This is a genomic window from Pontibacter chinhatensis (assembly GCF_900113285.1).
Lineage (GTDB): Bacteria > Bacteroidota > Bacteroidia > Cytophagales > Hymenobacteraceae > Pontibacter > Pontibacter chinhatensis.
Window position 1 is genome coordinate 585,967 of sequence record NZ_FOOT01000002.1, and the last position, 19,259, is coordinate 605,225.

Here is a 19,259-nt window from a genome sequence, read left to right on the forward strand (position 1 = left end):
TTGGGAATTGGGAAATGTGAAGATGCTCCGGGGAAGTATAACACTCGCTCGCGACCCGCGAGTGAGCGGCATCCGGTGGAGTCCCAACGCGTGGTGAAGTATGAGGTTTATACTTTATACCCAGGTTGCGTTTGCTCTTTAGGTGAAGGTGTAAACCCACCCCTACCCTCCCAAGAGGGGAATTCCTGTAACTGTAAAATAATTCCCCTCTTGGGAGGGTAGGGGTGGGTTGATCGTTGAAGTATAAAGTAGCCAGAGGCTACCCCATAATGCACCCTCACGGGATGTGAGCGAGAGCAAAGGTGCAAGGAAGAGACTCACCTCAAAGTATAAACCAGCTATTAAACAAAAGTCCCCTGCTATACTTTAGCAGGGGACTTTTTTATACTTTAAGAAGTAGGGATTATTTTCAAATCCTCACACCTCCGAAATTTTAGATTACTTGCTGATCATGTCCACGATATCCTCGGAGATACCCATGCTGCTGAAGCCGCCGTCGTGCATCAGGTTCTGCATGGTTACCATGCGGGTCAGGTCAGAGAACAGGGAGATAGTATAGTTAGCGCAATCCTCGGCTGAGGCGTTGCCCAGCGGCGACATCTTGTCGGCATAGTCGTAGAAGGCATCGAAGCCACCCACGCCAGTCCCAGCCGTGGTTTTAGTCGGAGACTGAGAGATCGTGTTTACGCGCACTTTCTTCATTCTGCCCAGGCGGTAGCCATAGTTACGGGCGATAGACTCCAACAAGGCCTTGGCATGCGACATGTCGGTATAATCCGGGAACACGCGCTGCGCCGCGATGTAAGAAAGCGCCACCACAGAGCCCCACTCGTTCAGGGCGTCCTGCTTCTCGGCCACGTGCATCACCTTGTGGAAAGACAGTCCCGAAATGTCCAGCGTTTTCTGGAACCAGTCGTAGTTCAGGTCGCCGTAAGACTTCCCCTTGCGGATGTTCGGGCTTGAGCCGATGGAGTGAAGTATAAAGTCGATTTTGCCGCCCAGGATTTCCTGCGCCTTCGTGAACAGGTTCTCCAGATCCTCAACAGACGTGGCGTCGGCCGGAATGATCTGCGCGTTGCACTGCTCTGCCAGTTTGTTGATCTCGCCCATGCGCATAGCGATAGGGGCATTTGTCAGCACGAACTCCGCACCCTCCTCTTTAGCGCGTACGGCCACTTTCCAGGCGATTGATTTCTCGTCCAGGGCACCAAAAATAATTCCTTTCTTTCCTTTAAGCAGATTGTTGGCCATCTCTATAGTTGTTTATTGCTATTTTTCGCGTTTATAAATACAAAATTATCAGACAGTATAAACGAAGCAGCAATATAGCAATTCCTGTCTACAAGGACAGCAACTCTTTTGCACTTTGATAGGCGTTATCGCTTGGGTTGGCACCGGCAATCATGTGGGCGATCTCGTTGATGCGCTCCTCATCGTTAAGCTTCTTGATGCGGCTGATGGTGCGGTCCTCGGTGTCGTGCTTGTACACGAAGTAATGTGAGTCGCCTTGCGCGGCAATCTGCGGGAGGTGCGAGATGGCAATGATCTGGTGCTTCTGCGCCATCTGCTGCATCATCTTACCCACTTTCACGGCTACCTCCCCGGAAATACCCGTGTCAATCTCGTCGAACACGATGGTTGGCAGGGCAGTTTTATCGGCCAGCATATACTTTATACTTAGCATCAGGCGCGAGAACTCACCACCCGAGGCAGCTTTGATCAGCGTTTGCGGCTGCGCCCCTTTGTTGGCACTGAACAGGATGCTGATGTCATCGGTGCCGGTGGCGGAAGGCGCTACGGCGTTGTGCTGAATCACGATGCGAGCATTCGGCATCCCCAGCTCAGCCAGCAGGCTGTAGAGCTCCTTCTCAAAGGTAGCAAAAGAGGCTTTGCGGCGCTCTGAAAGTATAGAGGCCTTCTCCAGCACCTCTTTCTCGGCTTCCTTCATGGCTTTCTCGGTGTTGGTGATGGCCGTATCCAGGTTCAGCACGCTGCCTACCTTCTCCTCCAGTTCCCGCTGCAGTTGCAGCAGCTCGGCATTGGTTTGCACCTGGTGCTTGCGCTGCAAGGTATAAATCAGGTTCAGGCGCTCCTGCACCTCCAGCGTGCGCTGCGGGTCGGCCTCGGTGTTGCGCTCGGCATCCTCCAGTTCCCCGGCAATGTCGTTGAGCTCAATCATGCAGCTCTCGGCACGGGTGCGCAGCTCCTCATACTTGCTCGAGAAGGTGGCCAGCTGGCCCAAGGTATGCACCGTGTCTTTCAGGGCGGAGGTGATGTTGAACTCAGAGTCGGTGAGGCTTTGCACAGCCTGCGTCAGCTTGAGCTTGATATCCTCGGCGTTCTCCAGCTGCTTGAGTTCCTCCTCCAGCTCCTCCTGCTCGTTTTCCTGCAGGCCGGCTTCTTCCAACTCATTGAGCAAAAAGGCATGGTAATCGTGCTCCTTCTGCGCTTGCGCCAGTTGGTCGGTCAGTTTTTTATAGTCGCTTTCAAGCTTTTTGTAGGTGCGGTAGCTCTGGTTGTAGGCATGCAGGTACGAGAGGTTTCCGGCGTAAATATCGAAGGTCGTGTTGCCCATCGCCGCCGTGTTGCCCGCGTAAATATCCAGGATGTTGAGCTGATAGCTTGTATCGCCAAGCTGCAGGGTGTCATGCTGCGAGTGAATGTCCATCAGGTTCTCCCCTATCTTGCGCAGCACATCCAGCGTCACGGGCGTGTCGTTCACAAAGGCACGGCTCTTGCCGCTCGGGCTGATCTCGCGGCGCAGGATGCACTGGTTATCAAAGTCCAGGTCCTCTTTGGTGAAGAGCTCCTGCAGGTGATAGCTTGAGATGTCGAACACGCCCTCAATCACGCATTTCTCCCCCTGGTTAAAGAGCAGCTTGGTATCGGCGCGGTTGCCCAGCAAAAGGCCAATAGCCCCCAGCATAATCGACTTACCGGCACCTGTCTCACCCGTGATGATGTTGAGCAGCGGCGAGGGGTTCATCTCGAGCTTCTCTATCAGGGCGTAATTCTTTATTTTAAGATCTATCAGCATATACTATGGACGCAAGACTATAGCAATAGATGTAAGAGTTTTTGCCTATGCTAAAGTTCGTTATTTCTGCTCTTTTTTTGAAGTACGGTGTTTGGGATTATACTGTAGTTATACTTCGGCTATCGTTAATGGCGCAAGTCTTCAGACTTGTGCCCTACGATTGTGTCGAGTTTGCAATCCGAGTGGCTTGAAAAGCCATACTTTATACTTTGGCAATACTTTTTATACTTGGTGATTTATACTTTCGCTGGCGCGAGCTTGTAGCTCGTGCCTTTTTATACTTGCCGGTTTATACTTTCATAGCCGCTGCTTGCTGCAACTGGAGCTAAGCTATACTTTCATACAGCCGCTCATCCTCTAACCTTACAAACCTACAGTTGCATCTCTACCTTTCTGCCCTCCCAGGCCGGGAGGCCTCGTTTTCCCACTCAGCGCTGTGTTCCCTCCTTGCCTCGCTCCGCTCGGCATGCCCTAAACGGGCACCGGATCTCACAAGGCGCCTCCTGGAAAAACTGGGAAAGGTTTTTTCTTTTAGCAATAGCGAGAGGAAAGTATACTTTTATACTTGCCTGAGGTGTTCTTAAAGTATAAACTTACGGTCTCCCGGCTGCACATCTATACTTTATACTTCGTTTTATACCCGCTCTTTCGGATATGCAATCCGAAAGTATAATAGCCGCGGATTTGTAACCCGCTTAGTAAAGGCTTTTACTACTGGCAAACACGCGGATGGCAAATCCGGAACAGCAGTTCTTTTTCTATACTTTATACTTCATTTTATACTTTAGAACCCTCTACTTTATACCTGGATAGGCTTCGCTCCCATACTTTATACTTTTAGTACGGTGCCTCCACGTCGTAGATCATTTCCTCCACCTGCTCCAGCCGGAAAGTGTGGTAGTTGAAGCGCAAATCCTGCAGCTCTGCCCCTTTCTCGTCCAGCTCTTTCAGCTTTCCAGCAAGTACTACTTTGCTGCGCAGCACCACCTGCACGGCGGGGCTTTGCAGCAGCTCGAAGCGGCGGCTAAGCAGGTCTTTTCTGAAAATACGGAACTGGCGTTTTCCCATGGGCGCAAGTATAAAGCACGACGGCAATTTTCTGGCCGTGAAGATACATGCTTTTAGCGGAATTCTAAAAATATTAGCGTTTTAGCAAAACTTCGTATTTGCTGGTATTCGTTGGGTCTGCCTGGGATAAGATGGTGTAAGCCTGCTGCTTCTGTGCTGGAGTGGCACCCTTAAACATGTTCGCCAGTTCATCAGCTTTCGCATCGAAGAAGGCATAAAGTATGGCAGAATTGGGTTTTTGCTGCTGCAGGCGCTGAAGGTTGGCCAACATGGTTAGTACGTTTTGGCGCGCCTCTTCGGGTTTTTCGGCCATTTGGTCCAGCCCCTGGCGGTGCATGGTATAAAGTCCCTCACGGAAAGGCAGAAACTGCGGATCCTGCACGTTGTCAATCAGCCAGTAGCGGTTGCGGTTACTGTCGAAGGCCCGCCAGCCGGGGTAGCCGGAGCCCTGCGAGGCCGCCAGGTTAAGGATAGCCCGGGCCCTGTCGAATGCGGGGGAGCCGCCCAAACGGCCAAAGCTGTCGTTATCCATCCCGATGATCATGTAGGCATAAAAGGCCAGCATGGACGACAGGTTGGAAGTATAATTGTTCTCGGCAAACTCGAGTGGCTGGGCTGTGTTAAACTGAAAGGTCCAGTCTTTGTCGATAAAGGAGAAAAGCACGGACTCATAACCGGTGCCATAGGCCGGCCTGACGGAGAGTACCTGCACGTTGGCCCGGAAGGTGCCGATCTCCGGCATCTCGGTGAGGTTGATGAGGATGCGGCACTTGATGCGCTCATCGGCACTGTAAGCTTGACCGGTCCAGCGGCGGTTGTTCATAAACTCGGAGATGCGCGTCTGCATGTCCGTGAACAGTTGCCTGTCGGTGTACTGTACCTGCTCGCTGTTGACTACTACGTCGCACTGCAGCTCCTGCGCCCGGGCGGCCCAGGCGGTGAAAACCAGCATCAGCAAAGCAAGTACCTTTTTAGCCATTTGTCCGCTTCCAGATTAAGTCTACAATGTCCTGCGCCACCTCGCTTTTCTTTTTAAGCTCAAAGGTATGGGTGGCCTCTTCCTCAATGATAGTGATTTTATTTGTATCGTGCGCAAAGCCTGCTCCCGGATCTTTGAGCGAGTTGAGCACAATCATGTCCAGGTTCTTTTTGCGGAGCTTTTCGCGGGCGTTGGCAGCTTCGTTGTCGGTTTCCAGGGCGAAGCCCACCGAAAACTGCCACTCCTCTTTCTCCTTGCCCAGCGCCGCTGCAATATCAACGTTCTTCACCAGCTCAATCGTCAGCTCGTCGCCGGCTTTTTTTATCTTTTTATCGGCCACTGTTTTGGGGCGGTAATCGGCCACTGCGGCGGCAAACACCCAGATGTCGGCGGCATCCGCCCGTTTCAGCACGGCCTTGTACATCTCCTCGGCGGTGGTTACGCGCTTTACTTCGACGTTGGTGTGGTTGGTGTGTAGGCTGGTTGGCCCGGAAACCAGTTGTACCGCAGCTCCGTGGGCGGCAAAGCACTCGGCCAGGGCATAACCCATTTTGCCTGTTGAGTGGTTCCCGATAAAGCGCACCGGGTCAATCGGCTCGTAGGTTGGGCCTGCCGTGATAAGTACCGTCTTGCCCTTAAACGATTTTTCTGTCACCTGAAAAGAAATTCTGTAGCACCTGTACAATCTCCTCCGGCTCTGCCATGCGCCCTTGCCCTACCAATCCGCTGGCCAGTTCGCCATAGCCCGCCTCTATCACACGGTTGCCGTAGCCGCGCAGCTTGGTAAAGTTGCTTTGCACTGCCGGGTGCTGGTACATGTCCAAATCCATGGCAGGGGCAAGAAACACGGGGCAACGTGCCGACAGGTATGTAGCGCTGAGCAGGTTGTCGCAGAGGCCGTTGGCAAACTTGGCCACGGTGTTGGCGCTGGCTGGGGCCACTACCAACGCATCGGCCCACAGGCCAAGGTCCACGTGGTTGTTCCACTCGCCCGTTTCGCCTTTCACAAACTGGCTAAGCGCCGGCCGTTTGGAGAGGGTGGCCAGCGTAAGAGGGGTTATAAAGTCAGAAGCAGAAGCCGTCATAATGACCTGCACTTCTGCTTCTGCTTTTACGAGCAGCCGGATAAGCAGGGCAGCCTTGTAAGCCGCTATACTTCCGCTAACTCCCAATATGATTTTTTTACCTTTCAGCATCCGCCTGTATTACAGGTTGATGTCCTCCTCTGTTTCCTCGTCTGGCTTTCTAACGTACACCTTTCCTTCCAGGAACTCCTCCACAGCCAGGCTGGTAGGCTTCGGCAGGCGCTCGTAGTACTTGGAGATCTCGATCTGCTCGCGGTTCTCAAACACTTCCTCCAGGTTGTCCACGGTGGTGGCAAACTCAGCCAGTTTAGAGTTCAGCTCTTCCTTCAGCTTCACGGAAATCTGGTTAGCTCTTTTAGAAATAACTGCCACAGACATGTACACGTTGCCGGTTTGCTCTGCAAAGTCGGCCATGTTGCGGGTAACGATTGATGATGGAACTACTGCCATGTATATATAATTTATGAATTCTGATTGTTTGCTGTTTTTCTGATGGTTCCCAGTGCCTCCTGCACGCCCTCAAAGATGCGCTCGGCATCACGCTTGTAGCGGCTTTCCGGGTAAGTATCTACAAAGGCCTGGAAATAGTCCAGCACCACGTCGTAGCGCTCCTCCTGCTTATCCGGCACACTTTCCTGGGCATAACGGAACTGGGCGTCCAGCCTCAGGAAGGCGGCTTCTTCGGCATACGGCGAGGAAGCGTGCTCCTGCAGGAAGTTGTTCAGGGCCACGGCCGCTGAGCGCCAGTAGCGCAGTTTATAGTACAGGCGGGCCTGGTTAAAGTCTTTCCGGTCGAGTTTGGTATAGAGCTCCTCCAGCGCAATATTCACGCGCTCCACCCTTTCGCTGTTCGGGTAGCGCACCAGAAACTCCTCGTACGCCTCAATGGCCGTCAGGGTTGGCGTCTGGTCCTCCTGGTAGCTCGGCGACTGCTCGTAGAGCGACTGCGCCTGCAGGAACATCGCTTCCTCGGCAAACGGGCTGCGCGGGTAGGTAGTGTAGAAGGTGCGGAAGTAGGCGTTGCTCAGGATGTAGTTGCCCTGCATGTAGTGCGACTTGGCGCGGTAGAACTGGGCTTTCTCAGCCTCCTCTGTACCCACCATCAGGTCGGTTACCTGGTCAAGCAACTGAGAGGCGCGGTAATATTCCTCCTGCTCATAATACTCGAGCGCGGCCTGATACTTCTTGCTGACATCGTTGCTCTTCAGCAATTGCTGAAAGTTGCTACAGCCGGTGGCCAGCAGCAACAGGCAAAACAGTGCGATACTATGGAAAAAGCCTCTATTCATGAACGGGCAAAATTATACAATATCCATTTGATTTACAAAAGAGATTCCGTTGGATGGCAGGTCTTTCTTCGTCACTGCCTGTTTTTTCTAAGTCTGGCCTTCCTTCCATTGGCCTTGGTAGTCTTTTCGACCGGCGGGGCTTTTACCGCGGGCTTGGGCGCAGGCGCTGCTCCGGCCTTCGGCACAGGCTGCTTGGCCAGCACCTGCTCCTTGGTAGGCCTGATGTCCGCCATCCAGGTAAAGCCCTCCAGTTGCTTGTCGTCCTCCCCTAACTCGTGCGGCGGTATGAAACTGGCATCGGGCTGCACCAGAAACGAAATCCGCTTGAGTTTATTTTCCGCGAACATCAGCGTCATGTCGCTGCAGATGGCCTTATTCATTCCCGTCAGCACCGTATCGCCCTCCAGTGCAAAGTATAGGCTCTCGCCGTTGCCGTTCACGTTCACCCGCCGGATGTCGCCTCCCACAAAGAAAGCGGTCATGTCGCGGCCTTTCACCTGGTTGTAATTTTGCAGCGAGTCTTCCGAGGAGATAAAGGCGTTGCTGTACATGTACATGCGGTCGATGGTCTTGTTGCGCAGCTGGATGTGGATGGTGTCAGCCACCATCTGGCTTTCCTCGCTCCAGAGCACCGGGTTCACGTTCAGGTGCATGATGGAATCGGTGCGGTTGTAGCTCAGCGAGTCGGCCTTGCCTTGCAGGTCTGATTTAAAAATTTTCACATCCTTGTAGGCGTAAATCATACTTGCCGTGCGCTCCCCGCGTGGCTCCTGCGAGTAGAGCGTGTCGGCCGACAAAAAGAGCGTGTCGCCTTCCATAATAGTCTCCATCACGGGGCTACCGTATACTTTGGCCTCGCCCCTGTCGCGCCAGTAGCGCCCAATGGCGCCGCGTATCGTCACGTCGTCCTTCAGGGCCCGCAGCGACACGTTTCGCTCGGCAAAGCCATAACCGGTATTCTGGTCATAGTATAGCTTGTCGCCACCCAGCCGGTACTCGTCGGTGAGGATATAGGCGTTGCGCCCGAAGTTCGAAATCTTGGTGATGGTGTTGTAGGTCCCCTCCTCGGCATACAAGTCGCCTTGCTGCCCCTCGATAAAGGTGGGGCCCTGAAAGTATACGACCTTGGTGAGCGTGTTATAGCGCATCTTCTGCGCCTTGATGTCGTAGTCGGCCGTTTTCACCTTCACGTTCTGCTCAAAGTCAAACATCTTGGTTTCGGTGTTGTAGGCGCCGCGGCGGCTCTCCAGGCGGTTCTCCGGGTCCACAATCACGCCTCCCTCGGTATAGGTGGCCGTGCGGGTGTTCAGGTTATAGACGAGGCTGGGGGTGGTCAGGGTCATCCGCGGGTCGCGCATCACCACATCGCCAATAATGGTGGCTGTGCGGGTGTCGCCGTTGTAGGTGGCGCGCTTGCCGGTAATGTTCACCGTATCAGCCTGGTTGATGCGCACGCTGCCGAAAGCCTCCAGCATGTTTTTCTCTTTGTACTGGTACACCGAGTCGGCGTACAGCGTGCCGTCCTTCTGCTTGAAGATCACGTTGCCAATCAGTTTGTCGATGCGCTGCCCGTTAAACGTACCGCCAATCAGGCTGTCGGCCTGCTGCAGGTCCACGGGCGTGCGCTCCGTCTGCCGTGGCGGCTGTTGGCTCTGCGGCTTCAGCACGGGACGCGGCGGCGTCACCTGCTGCCCGAAAACTGCCAGCGCAAACAGCGTAAAGACAAGAGAAAGCAGTATTTTTGCGTAGTTCATTCTTTATCCGACAAAAGACAAAAGACACTCTGACAAAAGACCAGCGAACGCATCCGTCCTTTGTCCTTTATCAAAAAGTTCTTTTGTCAAATATAAATTCAAAAGTAGAAAAAATTTACCAGCCCCTCTCCTATGCTTCAGAAAGTTTCGGATTATATACAGGCACACGGCCTATGCCAGCCCGACAGTAAAATTTTAGTAGCCGTAAGCGGCGGCATTGACTCGGTGGTGCTTTGCGAGGTGCTGCACCAGCTCAAGTATGATTTCGCGGTGGCGCACTGCAACTTCGGGCTGCGCGCCGAGGACGCCGAGGCCGACCAGCTGTTTGTCAAAAAACTGGCCAAAAAGTATGACGTGCCCTTTTTTACCGAGAACTTCAACACCCGCGCCTTTGCCGATCAGGAGAAACTCTCCATACAGATGGCGGCCCGCACCCTGCGCTACGAGTGGTTTGAGCGGGTACGCCAGCAGGAAGGCTACGACTACATCGCCACGGCTCACCACAGTAACGATCTGAGCGAGACCATATTGCTGCACCTGACCAAAGGCACCGGCATTGCAGGCCTGCACGGCATCCCTCCTCGAAACGGCCACATCATCCGCCCCATGCTCTCTATCACCAAGGATGATATTTACGAGTACGTGACAGAGCGCAAGCTGATCTGGCGCGAGGACACCTCCAATGAGACGACTAAGTACCAGCGCAACAAGATCCGCCACGAGGTGATTCCGGTGCTGAAGGAGATAAACCCGAACCTAGAGGAAACGATGCAGCACACGGCCGAGCGCGTGAGCCATGCCAAAAGTATCGTTGCGGCTTACATCGAAAACCTGCGCGAGCAAAGTATAAAAGAGGCCGAGAATGCCTGGTACGTGTCGCTGAAGCCGCTGCAAAACGCCACGGGCCTGCCGGTGGTGCTGCACGAACTGCTGCGGCCTTTCAACTTCAGCTACAGCGTGGTGCTGGAGCTGGTGGAGGCGCTCGATGGCCTGTCGGGCAAGCAGTTCGACTCCCCTACCCATACCCTGGTGAAGGACCGCGACCAGCTGGTGATTACGCCGCGCAACCTGAGCAGCTTCGGAAGTATACTGATACAGGAAGGCGACACGCAGGTGCAGGCAGGCGATTTATACTTTAGCATTAAGTATGTGGATGCCGGCAAGTATAAACTCAACACCAAACCGCATGTGGCCGCTTTGGATGCCGACCAGCTCCGTTTCCCGCTGAAGCTGCGTGCCTGGCAGGAGGGCGACTGGTTTGTGCCGCTGGGCATGAACGGCAAGAAAAAGATCAGCGATTTCCTCATCGACAAGAAAATACCAGCCAACCTTAAAGACCGTATACTGTTGTTAATCTCGGACCAGTCGGTGGCCTGGGTAGTAAACCAGCGCCTGGATAACCGGTTTAAAGTAACCGAAAAAACGCAGCGGGTGGTGGAGATTATGATGAAGCCTATGGCTTCTTGACAAAGGAAATTTTGACAAAGGACAAAAGACGCCATGGTAGAAAACCCAAAAATCCTTTGTCTTTTATCTAATAGTCTTTTGTCCAAAAACAAAGTTTTTCCAAATAGATTTTTCTAATTTTACCGGAGTTAACTGATTCTAAAACTATAACAAAATTATATCCGACCATGAAAGTAACCGTAGTTGGAGCGGGTAACGTTGGGGCTACATGCGCCGATGTGCTGGCTTACCGCGAAATCGCGAACGAAGTAGTATTAGTGGATATTAAAGAAGGTTTTGCGGAAGGCAAGGCGCTGGACATCTGGCAGAAAGCCCCTATCAACCTATACGACACACGCACAGTAGGCGTAACAAACGATTATAGCAAAACCGCTGACTCTGACGTGGTGGTAATCACTTCCGGCCTGCCACGCAAGCCCGGCATGACCCGCGACGACCTGATTTCTACCAACGCGGGTATCGTGCAGTCGGTAACTGAGAACATTGTAAAGCACTCGCCAAACGCTATCATCATCGTGGTTTCTAACCCACTCGACGTGATGACGTATGCGGCGCACATCACTTCCAAGCTGCCACGCACCCGCGTAATGGGTATGGCCGGCATCCTGGACACAGCGCGTTACCGTGCCTTCCTGGCAGAGGCCCTGAACGTATCTCCAAAAGACATCCAGGCAGTGCTGATGGGTGGCCACGGCGACACCATGGTTCCGCTTCCGCGCTATACTACAGTGGGCGGTATCCCAGTAACAGAGCTAATCGACGAGGAAACGCTGAATGCCATTGTAGATCGCACCAAAAACGGTGGTGGCGAGCTGGTAAAACTGATGGGTACTTCGGCTTGGTATGCACCGGGTTCTGCGGCTGCTCAAATGGTGGAGGCCATCGTGCGCGACCAGCGCCGTGTGTTCCCGGTTTGTGTGAAGCTGGAAGGCGAGTACGGTATTGACGGCGTGTACCTGGGCGTGCCGGTAATCCTGGGCAAGAACGGTATCGAGAAGATCATTGAGCTGCAGCTGAACGACGACGAGAAGCAACTGCTGGAAACATCTCGCGGCCACGTGAAAGAGGTGATGGACGCGTTGGATAATATCAACGCTGCCAAATAAGTATAGAAGTATACTTGTTGATACCGAAAACGCCGCTTCTTTGCAGGAGCGGCGTTTTTGTTTTCTCCATAACTCTTCTCTGATACAGGGATTTATACTTGTGCTCTATTGATGATGTTGAGCTTGTCACCAGACCAACTTGGACAGCTATACTTTATACTTGTTTGAATCAGGATTTTCAGGATTAATGGATTTGCAGGATTTTATAACTTCAGCTATCCTTTAAACTTCCCTGTCCCTCCGCTGGCGCGGGGTTGCAACCCAACTGGCTTGAAACGCCATTCTTTATACCTTATTCTTGCCGGTTTATGCTTAGCCACCGCTTCCTTCCAATTGAAACAAGCTATACTTCCAAAACTCCACTGTTCCTCTAGTTCCCACAAACCCACCTTTCCATAGCCAGCTTGGCTCCCTCCCAGGCCGGGAGGCCTCGCCTTCGGGCATCGCGCTGCTTTCGCTTCCTGCCCTCGTGCCTCGGGCTGCCTCGCTTGCGCTCGTCACCGGAACCTCTCGAGGCGATCCACCCAAAGGCTGGGAATCTTTCGATAGCCGCTGCCTTTGCTATGGAACGAGTATAGGCTGTCCCCTTGAGGGGACCACAGGGGTGTAATCAGTTGCGGAGACAAAAAAGGGTGCAATACGATTTCCGCTGCCATTGCTGTCTTCTTGACCTTCGGGAGAAAGCAAAAAGTATTCCCGATAGATCTCTCGCGCTGCTCGAGATGACTGGGTAAGGAGCAAGTATAACCTGTTCCCTTGAGGACAAACAAGAACGAGAGTTCGCCGTTTGCGAACTCCGCTCAACAGGGGTGTTTATACTTTGACTATGATACTTATACTTCAGCAGCAGTAACTACAGACTCCCCTCCTTGGCTAAGGAGGGGTAGGGGTGGTTGGACCCGGCACTGCTGAATGCTCCTTCCCCTGTTCTTAGGGGAGGGTTGGGGTGGGGTTTTATACTTACCCAAGGGCGGTTGGACTTGCCACTTCAAGAACCTATCACCTTAAAACCTGAACCCTACCGAAAAGTAAGGCAACACACCGTCTTCGGAGACCCCTACTACTCCGTGCAACAGTATAAGCTGTGCCGGTAGCACGTAAATGCCTCCGCCGTAGCCGTGGTGCAGCCCGCCGCCGTCATCGCCATTATCCGACCACACGCGGCCCACATCGTTAAACCCGATCAGGCCGAAGGTGCCCGGAAACAGGAAGGAGGTGAAGTCGAACAGCTTGAGGCGCAGCTCCAGGTTGTGGAAGGCCATCTGGTCCCCGGCGAAGCGGTAATTACGGTAGCCGCGCAGGTTGTTGGTGCCGCCTAAGTATAAAAGCTGGAAGAAAGCCGGATCGCCGTAGGTGGTGCCGCCGCCAATGCGGTTAGCCACTACCAACCTTTCGCTCAGCCTGAAGTATACCCCCAGCTCCGACTGCAGCTGCCCATACTCTTCCTGCTCGTCGTTTAGCTGGGCAAGGCCACGCAAACGTGTAGACCAGTAAATACCGCTGGAAGGCTGTATGGCATCGTTGCGTGTATCGAGGGTAAATCCGCCGACAAAACCGCCGTAGTACTTGCTCTTAAACAGGTTTTCCTCCGGGTTCTCTGCCTGGTACAGGTTAATGAAACGCCCTTCGTTGTCGCCGGGCTGCATGCTGAAGAACTGACCTGTTACCCCGGCATATACCTGGAAGCGCTGCGAGAGCTGGCGCCGAAGCACCGCCTGCCCCTCTATAAAGTCGTAGCGGGTGCGGTAGTAGCGGATGGGCTTGCTGCCGGTATCAATAAACTCAGTGTTGTTGCCCACGCCAAAGAAGTTGCTGACGTTGTTCGGGGCTCGGGCATCCAGCTCCACGCCCAGATCAAACTTGCCGATCAGGCGCGGGAAGTCGCCCTCGTAGTTGCCGAAAAAGGCATTGGTAGCCAGGGCATGCCCCACCATCAGCTTGTGCTGCGCCGCATAAGGCTCCTTCCTGAAACCGTGCTTGGTATACTTAAATCCAAGGCCCAGCAGCACGCCATCATCCAGGTTATACCCTACCGTGCCGAGCGGCATCAGGACGTTATACTTAAAGCTACGCGGGTCGTAGTTGTTCACGATGGTGTCGGTGGAGGTACGGATTTTAGCCATACCTTTATCCGGAATCAGATTTTCCTCATCAGCGCGATCATAGATCAGCAGTTTGCCCTTGTTTCGGAAGTCATCCGCCGCCTTGAAGGCATCCACGCCATCGCCCCCTATCATCCGCACTTTTATACTTGATTTGCCGCTGCCCTGTACATTAAAAATATCCTCGCCGCCACGGCCATACAGACGCAGCTCGTTCGTGATGGCAGGAGAAAAGGTGCGCTCCATCAGCAGACGGTCGCGGTCGCGCTCCTTCTTTATCTTGTACACTTGCAGGTGGATATCGCCATTGGGCAGGTAGTTGAGCACAAACTCCTCGTGCTTGTCTGAGCCCGGCACATCCACGGCTTTGGATAGAAACCTGTAATAGACCATGGCCTGCTCCATCAGGTTGTCGCGGCGGGCTTTCAGGATGCTGGCTAGCTCAGGACCGCTCTGTTCATAAATTGGGGCTGGCATGCGACGCATGGCCTGCTCAATCACCTCGTCTGTCAGCTGCTGCTGCACATACTGCACCTCCCGCCGCCAGTCCTCCTCGCTGAGCTGGTTCATGAACATGCGGTCGAAGTAGCGGGCATTGAAGTTGAACCCTTCTATGCTGCGTATCTCCGGATCAAAGCCCTGGAACTTGGGCATGATCCACTTGCGGGATCCGATTTTCGGGATCACTCCCTCGTTTTTAAAGAAGATTTGGTCGCGGTCGCGGGGAATAGGGTCGTAGAGCTTGCCTGTTTCATCCTCCAGATCACGCCAGCGCCACTGGTCCTCATGCCTGTCCCAGTCGCCTACCACAATGTCCAGCAGCCTGGCACGCAGCACAGCGTGTTGGTTCACCCGGTCGTCGTTGTCCTCCTTTAGCTTCTCCAGTACTTTCTCGGTATTGTCTGTATCAACGCCATGGCGAATGGGCTCACGCTCCTCAAACAGGTAAACGGCATTGGCATACGCTGCCACTGAGTCTGGCAGGGCCGGATGGTCAGGCAGGTACACAATCTCGGGATTGGTGTGCAGCACGTTCAGCGCTTCGGCCAGGGGCGGCACCACGAGGGCGCCAAAAGGGTGTGAGGCAGATATCTGGTCCTGCACGATGTCTTTGGCCACTGTGGCGCGCAGGTTCTCAGGCAGCGCCTTCTCCGGGTCTTTCTGCACCGTGCGCAGCACCCACTCCTTGCCGGTGGCATCCTGCAGGCGCAGCGATTTGGTCTGCTGGCCCCCACCCCGCTTCAGCACGGTCAGGCCGCCCTGCTCCTCGTCCAGCCGTAGCACCCTCATTTTAACCGGTGTGGCCCAAAGCTCGCGGTAGTTGTCGCCGAACCAGAAGCGGTGGCTCTTGCTTACGTCGTTATAGTCTGGGGCTATGGCGATGATGATGCTATCCTGCTGGGGTGCTATAGTCTGTGCTGTGGCGTTGTAACAGCATGCCAGGAAGAGGACAGACAAAAGTGTCTTTATATTGTACTTTTTGTACTTTGTTCTACTTGATGTCATAAGTAAAGTATGATTGCACATTATACTTATATGCTGCTACAGGGTTTTACCTGCAACTCCTGCTGCGCTTGCCGTTGCACCGCAGGGGCTCATACTTTGTTACTTATCAGGTTTGAGCCAACAAAAAACGGCACCCTTTGCAGGTGCCGTTTTGCGCTTTAGTCTTTCTGGCTTGCCTGGAAGAGCTTTTGCTTCTCCTCTTTTGAAAGGCTCTCATAGCCAGAGCTGGATATCTTGTCTAAGATGCGGTCGATTTCGTTTTGATCCGGGCGGGCGGGCTTGCTGCTGCGGCTTCCGTTGGCTTGCGGCTTGGCGCCTGTAAAGCTGCTGTGGGTTACCCGCAGCTTGGGCTTCCGCTTAAACAGGTTGGTAAAAAAGTCGGTAACCGCCAGGATGGGCCTTCCCATATCGGAGCCGCGCTGCAACTGCTTTATAAATATCCAGCCAATCAGTGCGCCACCCAAGTGGGCGATATTACCCCCTGCGTTTCCGCTGCTCTCATGCGCAAACGCCCACGACATCAGCACCAGCGCAAGCGCTATATACTTTATCTTGACAGGCCCAATCAGGATCAGGTTAAAAGTAAAATTCGGCAGCAGCGTTGCCGCCGCCACTACGATGGCCAGCACGCTGGCCGACGCCCCTATCAGCTGGCCGCTACGCATAGTAAAGCCCGGGAGCAGGTTATACATCAGGATAAAAAGCAAACCTCCGGCCAGGCCGCCCAGCACGTACAGGCTCAGCAACCGCCGGCTGCCCAGGTATTCGTTTAGCATCATGCCAAACCAGTACAGGTTCAGCATGTTAAACAGGATATGGAAGAAGCCCTCGTGCGTAAAGAAGTAGGTGATCAGCGTCCAGGGCTTCGTGAGCAGTTCGATAGGCTGCGACGGCAGGGACAAATAGTAGAGCGCCCACTTCTCTATCCAGCCATAACCCATCCAGCTAAGCGGCGTGCCGATGATCAGGAAAACCAGGAACACCAGCACATTGATGATTATGAGCTGCTTAAGCGTATTGTTGGGTTGCCGGAAGGCGTTCTTTATATCGTTGGTTATACTCATTATGCCTTAGTAATTACTGTAATCGTTGCGCTGCCACATTTTTACAAGTATATACGCGAACAGCATGCCGCCCAGGTGTGCAAAGTGTGCTACGTTATCACCGGGCACCCGGTTAAAGCCAGCATACAATTCGTACCCCCCGTAGAGCAGCACAAAGTACTTGGCCTTTATCGGGATGGGCAAAAAGAGCAGGAAAAGCTCCAGGTTCGGGAACAGCAGGCCAAAGGCCATCAGTATACCAAAAACGGCACCTGAGGCACCCAGCATCGGGCTGTTGAATACCTGCCCGAACACATAACGCACGGCCTCCTTACTTTCTTCTATGTACGTTGGGTTATCCGGATTGCGGCGGTACTCTACTGCGAACTGCGTGTTGTAGCGGCCGTTGTAGTGGTCCTCCATGTAGTTGTAGAAGGCCATCGGCTCCGGGTTAGCTATATACATGGCCGTTTCATTTTCCAGATCATGCAGCTCATAGGCACGCACGCCGGAGTATAAAAGACTGGCTCCCAGGCCCGTAATCAGGTAAAACATCAGGAAGCGCTGCGAGCCCCAGAAACGCTCCAACAAGGGGCCAAAGATAAAGAGGCTGAACATGTTGCTGAACAAGTGGGCCCAGCCGCCGTGCATAAACATGTGCGTGAACAGCTGCACCGGCCGGAACAGCTCGGAACCGAAATAATGCAGCGCAAACGTCTGCAGGTCGATGATGCCGTTTATCTGCAGCAGGAAGACAACCACGTTGATGATCAGGAGATTCCTGACCATAGGGGTGATATTGAACATGCGATTTTTCTTTTATGGAAGTATAACCGCCCCGGCACGGCTTGGTTTTATACTTTGGTTCATTAATTAACCCAGGTGCGTTACGCTTCTGAATCAACGATTAAACGTTCAACTTGTTGGTATTTACTCTACCCTTTCAGAAATAGATCGTGTAGTTGGCCAAGCTCCATGATCACCAGTGTTTTCTGGCCGCCGGGCGTGTAGTTCGGCACCTGGCAGGCAAAGAGCTTATCCACCAGGGCGTTCATCTCAAAGTCGCTCATACGCGCCTGCGAGCGCGCAGCCAGGCGCTTGGCCATGGCACGGGCCAGGTTTTCCCGCTTCTCAAGCTTCAACGTAGCCGAATTGTTCTTGTACTGCTCTATCAACTCTTCCAGCAAGCCTTTTTCATCAGTGGCCTGTACATCGGCCGGTATGCCGTTCAGGATAATGGTGTTGCCGCCAAAGTCCTCAAACTGAAATCCCATGTCCTTAAACTCGGCTGCCAGTTCCTTTATCAGCACGGCATCGGTAGCCGATAGCTCCAGTGTCTGCGGGAAGAGCAGCGCCTGCGAGGCAGCGGTTTTCTTCTGCAGCGAGGCAATATACTTCTCGTACAGGATGCGCTCCTGGGCCGCCTGCTGGTCAATGACCATCATCCCCGATTTTACCTGTACGAGTAAATACTTCTGATGTATCTGAATGGCCTTCTTGGCCGAGGCCGGCGCTGCGTCCGGGGCTGCAAAGGCATCGCTCAGCAGGCTGGTTTCGGCAGGTGCCATACTTGCCTGCTCCTCCTGCCCCGTCTCGCGTATGGGCTCGTAGAGTTGCTCCCAGCCCCTGGAGGTGGCCCGGCGGGTGGTGGCAGGCGGCGTAAAGCCCGGGAAAGAAGTGCTGCCACTGCTCCCTCCTGCTGTTTTTCGGTCTGGCTCAAACTCGCTGTTAAAGCCGCCCTTCAGGCTGATGGGTTGCAAAGGGGCGTAGTTCACATCCTGCTCAAAGTCGAGCGAGGGGGCAATGTTATAGGCACCGAGGGCGCGCTTCACGGCCGCATGCACAATGGCGTACACCGTTTTCTCGTCCTCAAACTTAATCTCAGTTTTCGTGGGGTGTACGTTAATGTCGATCTTCTCCGGGTCAATCTCGATGAAGAGCACGTAGAACGGATGGGTCTCCTTGGCTACCAGTCCCTCAAAGGCCGTCATCACAGCGTGGTTCAGGTAGCCGCTCTTCACAAAGCGGTTGTTGACGAAGAAGAACTGCTCGCCCCGCGATTTCTTGGCGTGCTCCGGCTTGCCCACATAGCCCTTCACTACCAGAAAGCCTGTGTCTTCCTCGCAGTAAGCCATCTGGTTTTTATAGGTACTGCCCAGTATACTTACAATGCGCTGGCTCAGCTTGGTGGCCGGCAGGTTAAACACCTCTGTGTCGTTGTGGTGCAGCGTGAAGGAAACATCGGGGTAAGCCAGGGCCACCCGCTGGAACTCCTCCAGGATATGGCGCATCTCCACGGCATTGGATTTAAGGAAGTTGCGACGGGCAGGCACGTTGTAGAACAGGTTCTTTACGGCAATGGAAGTGCCCTCCGGCGTTACGACCGGCTCCTGCGCCACTACCTCCGAGCCCTCTACCAGCAGTTTCGTGCCCGTTTCGGCTCCGTGTGGCTTGGTTTTAAGCTCCACCTGCGCCACCGCGCCAATGGAGGCCATCGCCTCGCCCCTAAAGCCCATGGTGCGGATGCGGAACAGGTCGTCGGTCGTGCGGATTTTAGAAGTCGCGTGGCGCTCAAAGCACATGCGGGCATCGGTCTCGGTCATGCCCAGGCCGTTATCCACCACCTGCACCAGTTGTTTGCCTGCCTCCTTCACGATCAGCTGTATGCTGGTGGCTTGCGCATCGATGGCGTTCTCCAACAGCTCCTTCACCACAGAGGCAGGCCGTTGCACCACTTCGCCGGCTGCAATCTGGTTGGCAAGAAAATCAGGCAGTAAGTGTATGATATCGGGCATCCGCTTTTCTAATTCCTCCTAAACTTAT

The 19,259-nt window shown here is 53.8% G+C and carries 13 protein-coding genes and 1 pseudogene; 2 read left to right on the forward strand and 12 right to left on the reverse strand.

Annotation, left to right across the window (positions count from 1 at the left end):
- Positions 1-438: 438 nt before the first annotated feature.
- The 8 genes and pseudogenes from BM040_RS07655 to BM040_RS07690 all read right to left on the reverse strand — a co-directional run bounded on the left by BM040_RS07655 (position 439) and on the right by BM040_RS07690 (position 9,212).
- Positions 439-1,251, reverse strand: coding sequence for an enoyl-ACP reductase FabI (locus BM040_RS07655; protein WP_092099912.1), 813 nt, complete (start codon positions 1,249-1,251; stop codon positions 439-441).
- A gap of 88 nt (positions 1,252-1,339) precedes the next feature.
- A complete protein-coding gene (gene recN / locus BM040_RS07660) occupies positions 1,340-3,037 on the reverse strand; it encodes a DNA repair protein RecN (RefSeq protein ID WP_092099913.1) in 1,698 nt (565 codons plus the stop codon).
- 837 nt (positions 3,038-3,874) lie between these two features.
- Positions 3,875-4,105, reverse strand: coding sequence for a hypothetical protein (locus BM040_RS07665; RefSeq protein ID WP_092099914.1), 231 nt, complete (start codon positions 4,103-4,105; stop codon positions 3,875-3,877).
- A 73-nt stretch (positions 4,106-4,178) separates the two neighbouring features.
- Positions 4,179-5,084, reverse strand: coding sequence for a type IX secretion system protein PorD (gene porD, locus BM040_RS07670; RefSeq protein ID WP_092099915.1), 906 nt, complete (start codon positions 5,082-5,084; stop codon positions 4,179-4,181).
- Positions 5,077-6,280 (reverse strand): annotated as a pseudogene (coaBC, locus tag BM040_RS07675) (bifunctional phosphopantothenoylcysteine decarboxylase/phosphopantothenate--cysteine ligase CoaBC). The gene porD and the pseudogene coaBC overlap by 8 nt, the downstream one beginning before the upstream one ends.
- A 9-nt stretch (positions 6,281-6,289) precedes the next feature.
- A complete protein-coding gene (locus BM040_RS07680) occupies positions 6,290-6,619 on the reverse strand; it encodes a DNA-directed RNA polymerase subunit omega (RefSeq protein ID WP_092099916.1) in 330 nt (109 codons plus the stop codon).
- A gap of 11 nt (positions 6,620-6,630) precedes the next feature.
- Positions 6,631-7,458 (reverse strand): outer membrane protein assembly factor BamD, encoded by an 828-nt coding sequence (locus BM040_RS07685; RefSeq protein WP_245756134.1) that lies wholly within the window; start codon positions 7,456-7,458, stop codon positions 6,631-6,633.
- 71 nt (positions 7,459-7,529) lie between these two features.
- On the reverse strand, positions 7,530-9,212 hold the full coding sequence (locus tag BM040_RS07690; protein WP_092099917.1) for an OstA-like protein: 1,683 nt from the start codon (positions 9,210-9,212) through the stop codon (positions 7,530-7,532).
- Positions 9,213-9,344: 132 nt separating this feature from the next.
- On the opposite strand from BM040_RS07690, the gene tilS reads away from it, so the two are divergent.
- Together tilS and mdh are read left to right on the forward strand one after the other, a co-directional pair.
- Positions 9,345-10,679, forward strand: a complete 1,335-nt coding sequence (gene tilS / locus BM040_RS07695) for a tRNA lysidine(34) synthetase TilS (protein ID WP_092099918.1) — start codon at positions 9,345-9,347, stop codon at positions 10,677-10,679.
- Positions 10,680-10,846: 167 nt separating this feature from the next.
- Entirely contained in the window at positions 10,847-11,785 is a 939-nt protein-coding gene (gene mdh, locus BM040_RS07700; protein ID WP_092099919.1) for a malate dehydrogenase, read from the forward strand.
- A gap of 1,004 nt (positions 11,786-12,789) precedes the next feature.
- Here mdh and BM040_RS07705 read toward each other — a convergent pair.
- The 4 genes from BM040_RS07705 to mutL form a co-directional block, all read right to left on the reverse strand.
- On the reverse strand, positions 12,790-15,393 hold the full coding sequence (locus BM040_RS07705; RefSeq protein WP_092099920.1) for a BamA/TamA family outer membrane protein: 2,604 nt from the start codon (positions 15,391-15,393) through the stop codon (positions 12,790-12,792).
- Positions 15,394-15,551: 158 nt separating this feature from the next.
- Positions 15,552-16,457: a rhomboid family intramembrane serine protease gene (locus tag BM040_RS07710; protein ID WP_092099921.1), complete on the reverse strand. Its 906-nt coding sequence runs from the start codon at positions 16,455-16,457 to the stop codon at positions 15,552-15,554.
- A 6-nt stretch (positions 16,458-16,463) separates the two neighbouring features.
- Positions 16,464-17,243: a rhomboid family intramembrane serine protease gene (locus tag BM040_RS07715; RefSeq protein WP_092099922.1), complete on the reverse strand. Its 780-nt coding sequence runs from the start codon at positions 17,241-17,243 to the stop codon at positions 16,464-16,466.
- A gap of 128 nt (positions 17,244-17,371) precedes the next feature.
- Positions 17,372-19,231 carry a DNA mismatch repair endonuclease MutL gene (gene mutL, locus BM040_RS07720; RefSeq protein WP_092099923.1) on the reverse strand — a complete coding sequence of 620 codons (1,860 nt, stop codon included), beginning with the start codon at positions 19,229-19,231 and terminating at the stop codon, positions 17,372-17,374.
- Positions 19,232-19,259 lie beyond the last annotated feature (28 nt).

Excerpts from the sequence above, each read along its gene's own strand:
- BM040_RS07655 (WP_092099912.1), bottom strand. The coding sequence starts at position 1,251 with ATGGCCAACAATCTGCTTAAAGGAAAGAAAGGAATTATTTTTGGTGCC.
- recN (WP_092099913.1), bottom strand. The coding sequence starts at position 3,037 with ATGCTGATAGATCTTAAAATAAAGAATTACGCCCTGATAGAGAAGCTC.
- BM040_RS07665 (WP_092099914.1), bottom strand. The coding sequence starts at position 4,105 with ATGGGAAAACGCCAGTTCCGTATTTTCAGAAAAGACCTGCTTAGCCGC.
- porD (WP_092099915.1), bottom strand. The coding sequence starts at position 5,084 with ATGGCTAAAAAGGTACTTGCTTTGCTGATGCTGGTTTTCACCGCCTGG.
- BM040_RS07680 (WP_092099916.1), bottom strand. The coding sequence starts at position 6,619 with ATGGCAGTAGTTCCATCATCAATCGTTACCCGCAACATGGCCGACTTT.
- BM040_RS07685 (WP_245756134.1), bottom strand. The coding sequence starts at position 7,458 with ATGAATAGAGGCTTTTTCCATAGTATCGCACTGTTTTGCCTGTTGCTG.
- BM040_RS07690 (WP_092099917.1), bottom strand. The coding sequence starts at position 9,212 with ATGAACTACGCAAAAATACTGCTTTCTCTTGTCTTTACGCTGTTTGCG.
- tilS (WP_092099918.1), top strand. The coding sequence starts at position 9,345 with ATGCTTCAGAAAGTTTCGGATTATATACAGGCACACGGCCTATGCCAG.
- mdh (WP_092099919.1), top strand. The coding sequence starts at position 10,847 with ATGAAAGTAACCGTAGTTGGAGCGGGTAACGTTGGGGCTACATGCGCC.
- BM040_RS07705 (WP_092099920.1), bottom strand. The coding sequence starts at position 15,393 with ATGACATCAAGTAGAACAAAGTACAAAAAGTACAATATAAAGACACTT.
- BM040_RS07710 (WP_092099921.1), bottom strand. The coding sequence starts at position 16,457 with ATGAGTATAACCAACGATATAAAGAACGCCTTCCGGCAACCCAACAAT.
- BM040_RS07715 (WP_092099922.1), bottom strand. The coding sequence starts at position 17,243 with ATGTTCAATATCACCCCTATGGTCAGGAATCTCCTGATCATCAACGTG.
- mutL (WP_092099923.1), bottom strand. The coding sequence starts at position 19,231 with ATGCCCGATATCATACACTTACTGCCTGATTTTCTTGCCAACCAGATT.